The sequence below is a fragment of the Pseudoalteromonas sp. S554 genome, from assembly GCF_005930865.1.
In the GTDB taxonomy this organism is placed as follows: domain Bacteria; phylum Pseudomonadota; class Gammaproteobacteria; order Enterobacterales; family Alteromonadaceae; genus Pseudoalteromonas; species Pseudoalteromonas marina.
On the sequence record NZ_PNDV01000013.1, the window covers coordinates 1 to 10,954 of the forward strand.

The following is a 10,954-nucleotide window of genomic DNA, read 5'->3' on the forward strand; positions in this document are numbered from 1 at the left end:
ATCGTGCTCATCGTGCTCATGACTTGCGTTACCGCCGTGAATTAAATCAATAGCGGCAAGCGGTATATGCAGTGTTTTGTCGACCGGGGTACCCGTCGGGTTTAAAATACCGACTACTTCAAACGGGTTGTCGTTGTGATGATGAAAACTGGTATTACCCATACCGTGGGATATTACAATGCTATCGCCCAGCTTATAGCCTAGTTTTGTAGCTACCTCACTGCCCAATACCACGCCGTGAATAGTGCTAAAAGGGTTACCTGCACTAAAACTCAAATGTTGTTTTTTAGCAAAGCGGTAATGGGTAAAGTAATCGGGGGTTGTGCCCAACACGGCTTGGCCTTTGTGGCTGTCGCCAAGGCTAATAGGAATGCTCCACTTTACGCCGCGTTGGCTTGTTATGTATTTGTAGCTTTGCCAGCTCACGCCATTATTGGTGTGGCCAATTCTAAATACTGATGAAAGCAGTAATTGAATATCGCCGGTGCGGGCTCCTACAATTAAATCGGTACCCGAAATGGTATTGCTAAAGCTGCTTTTAGCATCAACTCTAACACGTTCAATACTTAGCAATAACATAACGCTAACGGCAATGGTAAACAGTGTTAAAACAACACTAGCACGTCTATTTATTAGGCTTTTTAAAGCAAGCTTTGTAAGGATCATAATGTCTCCTGCAAACTTACTAAGTCGATTGAGCGATTAAACAGCGGCTTTAAGTTTTCGTCGTGGCTTACAAATATCAATGTGCTGTTTGTATTACTCGCTTGTTCAAACAATAAGTTAATAAAGCTTTCGCGGTTTTGTGTATCAAGGGCTGAAGTTGGCTCGTCGGCAATTATAATTTCTGGGTTACCAATAAATGCGCGTGCGGCGGCCACGCGTTGTTGTTGGCCAATGCTTAATTCTGCCACATTTTTATTATGATATTGCTCGGTTAAACCCAGTGAGTTTAATAGCCGTGTAGCCTCATTATTTAACGTGGCTGAGTGGCTTAATGCTTTTTGTTGGCGTTTTTTTGAAAATTGGCAGCCCAGTATTACGTTTTCAATAGGCGATAGGTAAGGAAGTAAGTTGAAGTTTTGAAAAATAATACCAATGTGGTCAGCTCTAAATACATCTCGTTGAGTGTTACTTAGGGTATTTAAGGTCTGGTTTAGTAACGTGACATTGCCGCTGGTGGCTTCATTTATACCGGCAAGTAAGGCAAGTAAGGTTGATTTTCCCGAACCACTTGGGCCATGTAGAAAAACATGTTGGCCTTTTTCAATGTTAAGTTTGCTAATAGTTAGCGTGGGCGTTTTATCGTTTTTATGCCATTTAAAAGTAACGTTATTAAGGCTTATCATTGTTTGGTTTACCACTTCCAATAATTAAGGTTTTTGCGCGTTTTAAACTGCCTAATAATATTAAACGGTTTAGGTTTTAGCTTTTCGTCACTAAGTAAAAACTCATTCGTTGCAGCCACTACTCGCTCACTTGATTTACCGTCTGTGTATGGGTGCAGCTGTTGGCAATAGCTTTCTATATTTTGCATTAATGTTTTAGGGTAGGTAAATGCAAGGTCTATCGCGTCTTCTAGCTTATTTGGATCTGTTACGTTTAGTAAATGCTTGTCTGGGGCATTATTACAAAAGGTCACAACAGGCTTTCGCTGCACTATAAACATTAAAAGCACCGATGAGGTATCACACAGCATTACATCGGCCGACTTTAATAAGGGGACTACGTCGTCGGTTTCGATAAACGTTAAGTTTTGATTACTTAACGCTTTGTATTTATCAATAAGCTCAATAGGCATTTTAGGATGAAACTGCATTAATATGCGCCACTTTCCTGTTTCGCTAAAGTGCTTTATTTGCTCGTAAAGTTTAGGTGCAAGTGATAAACGTTTTGAAAAAGTAGAACAAATTAAAAGTGTAGGGCGAGTGTCGGCTTTGCTGGTATATGGGGTTTGTAATTCGCCAGTAAACAAGCGGTCGAGCGTTGGCCAGCCAGTTTCAGTCACTTTAAAATAACCCAGCTTTTTTTGTAAGGCTTTAAATGGCACTGTGGTATTGGGGCCTTGAGTACAATATAGGTCAAAGCAGCCCCTTGCTTTTAGGTGATCGTTGTTACCTTTTTTATCAAGTTTTCCGGCATCAAAACCATGAAATACACCCACTTTAATACCCGGAAAAAACGTAGGAATTAAATTGGCCGGTGCAAATGTAGCATCGGGTTTCCAGTTGTGAATATCGTCTATTGAATTAAGGCGTATTTCATCGGGTGTTAAAAAATCAGGGTTTACAGAGCTACCTTGTAAAAACCAGCGTACCTGACCACCGTTCGCTAATATGGCCGCCTGAATAGGCCTCAAAATTGCGTATGAATAATTTTGAGATATATACATTAAGTATTTTTTATTTTTGGTGGTGGTTAAGTAGTTCAAGCTAGCTCCTCGACTCAATAGCACCGCCAGTTTACCCGATTGTGACAACCATATAAATATTCTTGCTAAATCTCTTAACCAAAGTTCAGGTTATTTAGTTTTAAGCCCAAGATTGAGCTTTGAAGTTGGCTGGATTATCATACCGCACATAACCCCATACCATACTTTGCTCATAGAGCATCCCTAACCCCGGAGATAGCATGACTAGCTATAAAGTTTTAGACGTAAACGATGATTTACCCATCCGCACCAAAGGTGAAGTACACAGTGGTAAAGTGCGTTCAGTTTATTGGCTAACAGACGAAGACAGTGCACGATTAATTAAAGATAAAGGCTACAAAGTACCCGCAGGTACTGAGCTGGCTATTATGGTGATTTCGGACCGTATTTCAGCATTTGATTGTATTTGGCAAGGTGAAAATGGCTTAAATGGTGTGCCGGGTAAGGGGATAGCACTTAACACCGTTGCATCATATTGGTTTAATTTATTTGACGAAGCAGGCCTAGCTGGCAATCATATTGTGGATATTCCGCACCCATATGTATGGATTGTGCGTAAAGCAAGCACAGTTAAGGTAGAGGCGATAGCGCGCCAATATATTACGGGTAGCATGTGGCGTGATTACGCTAAAGGGACACGTAACTTTTGCGGTATAGATTTACCTGAAGGGTTAAACGCGAATCAAAAACTCGATAATGTACTTATTACGCCATCAACCAAGGGGATTATTGAAGGCGTTGCCGACATACCGCCAGTAGACGATGTAAACATTACCCGCGAGAACATAACAAATAACCTAGATGTATTTAATTTTAAGTCGGCAGACGACGTTGCAAAATACGAAAAGCTGTTAGTAGAAGGCTTTGGCTTAATTAGTAAAGAGCTTGCCAAGCTTGACCAAATTTTTGTAGATACCAAGTTTGAATTTGGTTATGTAGAAGACCTAAATGGTGCACAACAGCTTATTTATATCGACGAAGTTGGTACACCAGATTCATCGCGTATATGGGATGGCGCTGCGTATCGAGATGGTAAAATTGTTGAAAACTCTAAAGAAGGCTTTCGCCAATTGTTAATTAATAACGTGCCAGAAAGCGACGTATTACTCAACAAAGATCGCATGGCTGAGCGTGAAAAATTAGCAAAAGAGTATATTTTACCCGAATCAGTCATGCTCGAAGTGTCTGATACTTATGTGGGTATTGCCAGTAAAATAGTTGGTGAAGCAATTACTATTCCTGAGGATCCGCGTCGAGAAGTCATTTCTATTTTAGACGCTGATTATGGCTTAATTGTAAAATAGCCATACTAAAGAACTAAAAAACCCAGTGGCTAACTTTTTATTTTTAGTTACTGGGCTATATTCCTTGCAATTAACCCCTGTAATTAATTACCTTAACCTAACGTTAATAGTTAGGTGTTGTTATGTTTGAACGTTGTTTGCAAAAAATAACTAAAAGTTGCCGTTTTTTAACCATGGGTTTGTTTTTTGGTTACTTTTCTAACGCCGCTGCACTGGAGTTGGTAGTAGAAGATCAACACGGTAGTAAACTAGCAAATGCTGTTATTGAGCTACACTTTAACGCCGAGCAATTAGCCAAGCCAAATCTTCCTGTAGCGACTATGGACCAAGTTCATAAACAGTTTTTGCCAGAGCTATTAGTTGTGCAAAAAGGGCAGCAAGTTGACTTTCCAAATAGCGATAATATTCGCCACCATGTGTATTCTTTTTCGCAAGCTAAGCCCTTTCAGCTAAAGTTATATTCAGGGCAACCAAAAGCACCTATTACTTTTGATAATCAAGGGGTCGTTGTTTTGGGGTGTAATATTCACGACTCTATGGTTGGCTACATATATGTGGCAGGTAGCAAACATGTTTATAAAACAAATAAGCAAGGCAAAGTAACCTTGCCAAATAACCTATTACCGATTGAATTAAGCGTATGGCACGCTTTGCAAACAGCACCTTTGGAGAATAAAAAAATTATAACAGTAAGCGCTAAAAGCAAACACACCATAACGGTAAACACATCTACACCAGCACCAAGAAACACCTTTGGTAGCAAATTTAAGGCTGGTAATGACTCATAGTTTAAAAAACCGAATTACCTCACTCTGCGTAGGGCTGGTGTTATTAACAACGCTGGTGAGTGTTGCTAGTTTTTGGTGGTCAACAAGTCAGTTTCAAGAACAAAAAGTAGACCAAGACATAAGTGTTGCGCAAAACGTTTATAAGCAATATTTAACCTCAAAAGAAAGCCTCCTGTTAACTGCGGCTAAAGTATTAACTGCCGATTTTGGTTTTAAGCAAGCGGTTGCCACGCGCGATGCGGGTACCATAAGCAGTGTTTTGTATAATCACAGCCAACGGATAGACGCGCAATTAATGTTGCTTATAGATTTATCGGGTCAGCTAATTTCGTCAAATTTAGAGCAAGGTGCCTTTGAAGACGACTTGCGACCTTTACTCGCAGAGCTATTTAACGCACAAGAGCAATCCACATTTGTAGTGTTAAACAATGAGCTTTACCAGGTTATTTTATTACCTGTAAAAGCCCCAAGAACCATAGCTTACAGTTTAGTAGGCTTTAAAATAGACGACAGTGTTGCAAGCGAGCTTAAAAGCTTAACGGGCATGGATGTAAGCTTTGTAGGCAGTGCCGACAACCTAGTTATTAGCTCGTTAGATGAGCGCCCAACGCCTTTTGAACCGGTGAGTTATTTTAACTCGGCCACCACCTCACGAATATTTGGCGAGTACCCGGTTTACCGAAACCGAGATATTAATTTAGCCTCTTTGGCAACACACCCAATTATTATTTTATTAAGCGCCGATTTAACACAAAGTTATAGCGATTTTGAAAAGCTATTTTTTACCCTTATTATTTTGTCTATCTTAACGATGTTTGTAGGTGTAATAACAAGTAGCTTATTAGCAAATAACTTAACAACGCCGCTTTCTCAGCTAGTTGTAATTGCTAAGCAGTTTGCGCAAGGTAATTATAATTTTGAGTTTAAAGGTAAAAAACAAAGCACAGAAATAACGACCTTAGTTAATGCGTTCGACAACATGGGTAACGACATCAACAAGCGTGAACAACAAATTAGTTTTCAGGCGCGACACGATACTTTAACCGGCTTTTATAATCGCTCTGCGATGTTAGAAGTGTTGGACAAAGAATTAAGCGAATTAACTCAATATACGCTTGTAGCTATAGATATAAAAGGGTTGCGCCATATAAACGATAAGCTTGGCCCGCGCATTGGCGATGAATGTATAAAAACCGTGGCATGCAGAATAAGTGAGTTTTCGGATGAGTTTGGTGGGATTCATGCGCGTATTGGGGGAGATGAGTTTTTAACGGTATTTCCAAGCAGTGCGGTTAGCGAGAAAAAGTGCGGCATAGAGGGATTAATTGCTAGGCTCCAAGAGTGTTATACCATTCAAAAGCTAAAAATTAACTTACAGTTTAGTACCGGTGTATTGCAGTACCCATCGCAAGGTACTGCCAGTGACGACTTAGTAAGGCGAGTGCTTATTGCCGTAGAAAATGCGGCAAATAACCAAAACCATATACATTATTACCAAGATGGCGAGGACGAGGCCCACTTAGATCGTTTAATTATGCTTGATGAATTAAAGCAAGCTATTAGCGACGACGATGGTCAGCTGTTTATGACCTACCAGCCTAAGCTGCATATGCAAACTCAAAAAATAGATAAAGTTGAGTCGCTTATTCGTTGGCAGCGTAAAGATGGCAGCTGGGTTAATCCTGAGTTATTTATTGATTTAGCAGAGCGCTCAGGGCTAATTGTTGAACTAACTGCATGGGTAATAAATACCGTTGTTGCACAAGTTGCCGACTGGAAATCGAAGGGCATTGAGCTTCAAGCCGCCATTAATGTATCTGCGCAAGATATTGCGTATCCGGGCTTTCATGCCGCGTTAGTCGCTACGCTAAAAAAACATAATGTGGATGCAAGGTTAATCACTATTGAATTAACCGAGCGCGACATGATAGAAAACGAAGAAAAGGGTATTAAAGCGCTTAAAGATTTAAAACAAATTGGCGTTAAAATATCGCTTGACGATTACGGGGTAGGGCAAACATCGCTGGGGCGTTTAAAAATGTTACCTATTGATGAGCTTAAGCTCGATAAATGTTTTATTTTAAAACTAGATGCCTCTCAAAAAGATCAATTTATAGTGCAGTCGTCAATTACGCTTGGGCATCAGTTAGGTTTTTCGGTGGTGGCTGAAGGGGTCGAAACCGAAGAGTCGTTAGCTTTACTTGAAACAATGCAGTGCGACCATGCACAAGGTTACTACCTTAGCCGGCCTTTAAAAGCTGATTTATTAGAACAATGGCTGGAAGAATACTATGGTAAAAATTAAGCATTTATTTGTCAGTGTTTTATTGCTAATAAGTTTGCCAACGGTTGCCAACAGTAGCGGAAAGTTACTAGCAACACCGGGTGTATCTCAAGTTGAAGGTAGCGGCGGTGGCGGTATTGTGCCTTGGGCTCAGCTTGCAGGTTATGCGAGCGAAGATGAATTTTCGGTAAATGGTTTTTGTAGCCGAGCGGATGTAAGCGATTACGCATTAAATGTATGTGGTGCGCAGTTAAACTTATTTAATCGGGTGGAGCTAAGTTACGCAAAACAAGAGTTTGACGTGCCAGCACTTAACACCGAAATAGAGCAATCGATTACTAGTGCAAAAATACGTTTATATGGTGATATTGTTTACAGCCAATGGCCGCAATTAAGTTTAGGTATACAGCATAAATCGCTAGATGACGGCACCGTAGCCAAACTTGTTGGTGCAGAGGATACCAGCGGTACAGATTATTACTTGGCTGCCAGTAAGCTTCACTTAGGTGCTTTTGCAGGTTATAACTGGTTTTGGAATGTAACAACACGCTATAGTGAAGCCAATGAACTTGGACTACTCGGTTATGGTGGCGGCAATGCTGACAGCGCGTTTTTATTTGAAGGTAGCACCGCTGTATTTTTAAGTCGTGAATTGGCAATCGGTATTGAGTATCGTCAAAAAGCGAATAACTTAAACCTGGGTGAGCAAGACTGGAAAGATGTTTTTGTTGCCTGGATGCCTAATAAAAATGTGAGTGTAACTGCCGCATATTTAGATTTAGGGCGTATTGCAGGGGCAGACGATCAAACCGGTTGGTACTTATCGGTAACAGGGTATTGGTAATGAAGTTAATTGCAGTTGGGTTTTTATGTGTTGGTATTTTAATGGGCTGTGCGAATAAAGCACCGCCTACTTTATATTACCAAATTGGCGGTAACGCCGGCATAGAAAAACTAATTGATAGCTTTATTAATCAAATTGGCGGTAACGCCGGCATAGAAAAACTAATTGATAGCTTTATTAATCAAATTGGCAATGACGAGCAGGTATTTCACTACTTTGAGCACACAAACATAGCGCATTTTCGCCAAGGTTTTATTTTGCATATGTGCATGCTTACCGATGGTCCGTGTAAATACAGCTACGCAGGTGATTCAATGGTAGACATACACACCGGCATGAATATAACAGAAAAAGATTTTAATCATGTTGTTGATTTATTAGTGAATGCCATGAATGAGCAAAACATACCTCATCCTATTCAAAATAAAATTTTGTCAAAAATGGCGCCATTAAGAGGCGATATTATTAACATATAGTAGGTCGCAGTCATGCAGCAAATATATAGAACCACAATTATAGCTTTCTAGTTATCATTGACAGATTAGCTGATATTTTTTTGCGTTGCATATGTAAATTTAATCTGTGTTTTAAATTTCTAATAAATGTACTCTTATTAGAATGCCTACCTGAATTTGCCTTTGCTATTTCACTTTCAAATTGGCTATCAGTGGCAATTGGATATGGCTTAATACCTACGATATTGAGCCCAACTTCACTATGAAATTGCATATCAACATCAACAGGTCTAAAAAATGGCTTTCTGTGCAGAAGTTTTTTAGCCCCCTCTAAAGATAATATATATCCTTGAGCTCCATTTGGGATTTTAAAGTAATTCCCTAAAACAAATTCACTTTCAAGGGATTGTGTATTAATAAATGGTAAATCTCGGCTATCAGAAAGTTTTATAAGATCCCAATTTTTTAATTTTTCTGCTGATTCAATCGTATTAGTTAAATGCGATTTAATTATAATGTCGTCCTCAAGTATTACGCATATAGGTATCGAATGTGTAACTATATGCTCCCAGACTCGCATATGGCTAATGTAACAACCTATTTCTCCTAGGGTTAAGTTGCGATGATATGAGTTTTTATTCTTTTTCGGGCAATACCAGTTGAGAAACTCTTGCTCACCAAGATTTTTACCAATAGTAGCTTCAAAGCGTTCTGCACTTATATTAAGATCTTTAAGTCGCTTTTGAACTTCATACCAACGGGATTCACAAGGTTTCATATTGATAATAAATATCGAAGTTTTCATTTTTTAATTACTTTATTGTTGTAGCTTAATAGTCTTTAAGCGAAATAGATTTATTTAAAAAATCCAGTTTATGTAATGAGACTCAATAATTTTACTCTATCGAAGCTATATATTATTTATAAACTGAGAAAAGGTACTTGTTAAAACTGTATTGGGTTTGGATAACAGCTATAACGAAACCTGCTCTTCCATCTAAAAAACCTAGCCTTAAAAAATAATGTCGAATAAAAGCAAATATGGCAGAGCCTGTAGCTTTTGATAATGAGGTTTTTTTTCCTTTTTGAATTATTTGCTTTGCGCCTATGTTAGCGTAGTGGTTTCTTTTATTAAGATATGTAAAAATATCTTGGTGTTGGAAGTGTAAAATGTTTTCTTTTAATGTAATTAGCTCACAGTCTTTTATTACAACAGATTCATGCACTAAATTTTTGTTGTAACTGGTTTTTTTCTTGTTATAAATACGGGCAATATGATCAGGGTGCCAGCCACTATGATAAATAAACTGGCCACAAAAATATGTTAGCCGATTTATTCTTAATACATTTTCTTCACTACACCTAGGTAAAGTATTAAGTATCTCATTTTTTAATGTTTCACTAACTTCTTCATCGCAGTCAATAGCAAAAATCCAGTCGTTACTAGCTAACTGTTCAGCTCTTCGACGTTGCTCGCCAAATCCTTGCCAATCCTCTCTAATAAATATCTTATCGGTGTATTTTTTTGCAATTTCGAGTGTATTATCTGTGCTGCCGGAGTCAAGCAGAATAATCTCGTCAGCCCATTTAACTGATTCTAAACAGCGGGCAATTGTACTTGCCTCATTCTTACAAATAATACAAACAGATAGTTTCAAAATATTTTTCTCATAATTAAGTTATTGACGATAGACCCAAACATAAATCCATCTACATATTAGTAACTATAGTATTCCAAAGTATTACTTTTAAGACCATTTTTATAGCTATTTTTAAAATAATAAATGCTAGAGTTAATATTGCCTAATTACTTAGTATTATTTAATCTAATTTTTTGATTATATTGTTTTATACTACAGGGAATTTTTATGAAATATCTTGTTGATGCAAAGTGGCTTAAGATACGTTTAGAACAAGCTAACTTAGTTATTTTTGATGCGGGTATGCTTCGCCCCGGGGTTTTAGGAACTTATGTGCCTGAAGCTATGCTACCCAATGCAAAGCGGTTTGACATAAAAAATGAGCTGGCAGACAAATCAAACCCGCTATCAAGCACAATGTGTAATGCACAGCAGTTTACACAGGTTATGCAGCATGCGGGTGTAAACCATGATTCGTTTATTGTGGTATACGAAGATGCTGGCTTATTTAGTGCTGCAAGGGCGTGGTGGATGCTAAAAGCCATGGGGCATCACAATGTAAAGGTTTTAAATGGCGGCCTTAAAAAGTGGTTAGCGTGCGGCTATGCAGTGCAGCAAGGTTATAGTGAGGCTTTAACGTGCGGTAATTTTGAAGCAAGTTATAATCCAAGTTACTTTATTGGCCGCCAGCAAGTATTAGCAGCCATAGATGATGTGAATACTATATTGCTAGATGCGCGTGCCTATAAACGCTTTACTGGTGAAGAGAGCGAACCTCGAAAAGGCATGCGAGGTGGGCATATACCACAAAGCCGTTCATTGCCTTTTTTAGATTTATTAACCGATGGCGAGGCTAAAGCTTTTGAAGAAATAAAGATAAAATTTAAGAACGCTGTGGGTGCTGCAGAGTATATTCAATTTAGCTGTGGATCAGGTATTACAGCGTGTATTTTAGCTTTATTTGCTGATGAATGTGGTTATAAAAACTTAAGTGTTTATGACGGTTCTTGGAGTGAGTGGGGCGCGAGTGATTCATTGCCTATCACCAAAGATGTATAAGTGAAAATACCATAACAAGCAATTTTTGTAGGCGCCTTGCTTGCTGGCACGTTTAATTTATACATAGTCACATTAACAACCTTTGCGTGAGCAAGCTTCACGCCTACGTGTGGGTAACTTTAAATGTTTATTACCACCGAGAGCACCGA

The 10,954-nt window shown here is 38.8% G+C and carries 11 protein-coding genes; 6 read left to right on the forward strand and 5 right to left on the reverse strand.

Annotated features, from left to right (window positions below; translation table 11 throughout):
- From CWB65_RS04310 to CWB65_RS04320, 3 genes are all read right to left on the reverse strand, one after another.
- Positions 1-666: ABC transporter permease (locus tag CWB65_RS04310; protein ID WP_138739975.1), on the reverse strand; the 666-nt coding region annotated here is incomplete at its 3' end.
- Complete coding sequence (locus tag CWB65_RS04315; RefSeq protein WP_138739976.1) at positions 663-1,349, reverse strand: ABC transporter ATP-binding protein; 687 nt, start codon at positions 1,347-1,349, stop codon at positions 663-665. The genes CWB65_RS04310 and CWB65_RS04315, both read right to left, overlap by 4 nt.
- 8 nt (positions 1,350-1,357) lie before the next feature.
- Complete coding sequence (locus CWB65_RS04320) at positions 1,358-2,431, reverse strand: CDP-glycerol glycerophosphotransferase family protein (protein WP_171047563.1); 1,074 nt, start codon at positions 2,429-2,431, stop codon at positions 1,358-1,360.
- A 200-nt stretch (positions 2,432-2,631) separates the two neighbouring features.
- Here CWB65_RS04320 and CWB65_RS04325 point away from each other — a divergent pair, with 200 nt between their 5' ends.
- From CWB65_RS04325 to CWB65_RS04345, 5 genes are all read left to right on the forward strand, one after another.
- Complete coding sequence (locus tag CWB65_RS04325; RefSeq protein ID WP_138739977.1) at positions 2,632-3,735, forward strand: phosphoribosylaminoimidazolesuccinocarboxamide synthase; 1,104 nt, start codon at positions 2,632-2,634, stop codon at positions 3,733-3,735.
- 122 nt (positions 3,736-3,857) lie between these two features.
- A complete protein-coding gene (locus CWB65_RS04330) occupies positions 3,858-4,523 on the forward strand; it encodes a methylamine utilization protein (RefSeq protein WP_138739978.1) in 666 nt (221 codons plus the stop codon).
- Positions 4,513-6,828 carry a bifunctional diguanylate cyclase/phosphodiesterase gene (locus tag CWB65_RS04335; RefSeq protein ID WP_138739979.1) on the forward strand — a complete coding sequence of 772 codons (2,316 nt, stop codon included), beginning with the start codon at positions 4,513-4,515 and terminating at the stop codon, positions 6,826-6,828. The genes CWB65_RS04330 and CWB65_RS04335 overlap by 11 nt, the downstream gene beginning before the upstream one ends.
- Complete coding sequence (locus CWB65_RS04340; RefSeq protein WP_058428313.1) at positions 6,815-7,651, forward strand: DUF3034 family protein; 837 nt, start codon at positions 6,815-6,817, stop codon at positions 7,649-7,651. Before CWB65_RS04335 ends, CWB65_RS04340 begins: the two co-directional genes overlap by 14 nt.
- The gene (locus CWB65_RS04345; protein ID WP_138739980.1) at positions 7,651-8,127 is read left to right on the forward strand and encodes a group I truncated hemoglobin; all 477 of its coding nucleotides are present in this window, start codon (positions 7,651-7,653) and stop codon (positions 8,125-8,127) included. Before CWB65_RS04340 ends, CWB65_RS04345 begins: the two co-directional genes overlap by 1 nt.
- A 37-nt stretch (positions 8,128-8,164) precedes the next feature.
- On the opposite strand, the gene CWB65_RS04350 is transcribed toward CWB65_RS04345, so the two are convergent.
- Both CWB65_RS04350 and CWB65_RS04355 read right to left on the reverse strand, forming a co-directional pair.
- Positions 8,165-8,911, reverse strand: coding sequence for a glycosyltransferase family 25 protein (locus CWB65_RS04350; RefSeq protein WP_008130205.1), 747 nt, complete (start codon positions 8,909-8,911; stop codon positions 8,165-8,167).
- Positions 8,912-9,023: 112 nt separating this feature from the next.
- Complete coding sequence (locus tag CWB65_RS04355; protein ID WP_008130207.1) at positions 9,024-9,764, reverse strand: glycosyltransferase family 2 protein; 741 nt, start codon at positions 9,762-9,764, stop codon at positions 9,024-9,026.
- Between the two features lie 210 nt (positions 9,765-9,974).
- Here CWB65_RS04355 and CWB65_RS04360 point away from each other — a divergent pair, with 210 nt between their 5' ends.
- On the forward strand, positions 9,975-10,805 hold the full coding sequence (locus tag CWB65_RS04360) for a sulfurtransferase (RefSeq protein ID WP_138739981.1): 831 nt from the start codon (positions 9,975-9,977) through the stop codon (positions 10,803-10,805).
- The last annotated feature ends 149 nt before the right edge of the window (positions 10,806-10,954 follow it).

Excerpts from the sequence above, each read along its gene's own strand:
- CWB65_RS04360 (WP_138739981.1), top strand. The coding sequence starts at position 9,975 with ATGAAATATCTTGTTGATGCAAAGTGGCTTAAGATACGTTTAGAACAA.
- CWB65_RS04350 (WP_008130205.1), bottom strand. The coding sequence starts at position 8,911 with ATGAAAACTTCGATATTTATTATCAATATGAAACCTTGTGAATCCCGT.
- CWB65_RS04335 (WP_138739979.1), top strand. The coding sequence starts at position 4,513 with ATGACTCATAGTTTAAAAAACCGAATTACCTCACTCTGCGTAGGGCTG.
- CWB65_RS04345 (WP_138739980.1), top strand. The coding sequence starts at position 7,651 with ATGAAGTTAATTGCAGTTGGGTTTTTATGTGTTGGTATTTTAATGGGC.
- CWB65_RS04330 (WP_138739978.1), top strand. The coding sequence starts at position 3,858 with ATGTTTGAACGTTGTTTGCAAAAAATAACTAAAAGTTGCCGTTTTTTA.
- CWB65_RS04325 (WP_138739977.1), top strand. The coding sequence starts at position 2,632 with ATGACTAGCTATAAAGTTTTAGACGTAAACGATGATTTACCCATCCGC.
- CWB65_RS04315 (WP_138739976.1), bottom strand. The coding sequence starts at position 1,349 with ATGATAAGCCTTAATAACGTTACTTTTAAATGGCATAAAAACGATAAA.
- CWB65_RS04340 (WP_058428313.1), top strand. The coding sequence starts at position 6,815 with ATGGTAAAAATTAAGCATTTATTTGTCAGTGTTTTATTGCTAATAAGT.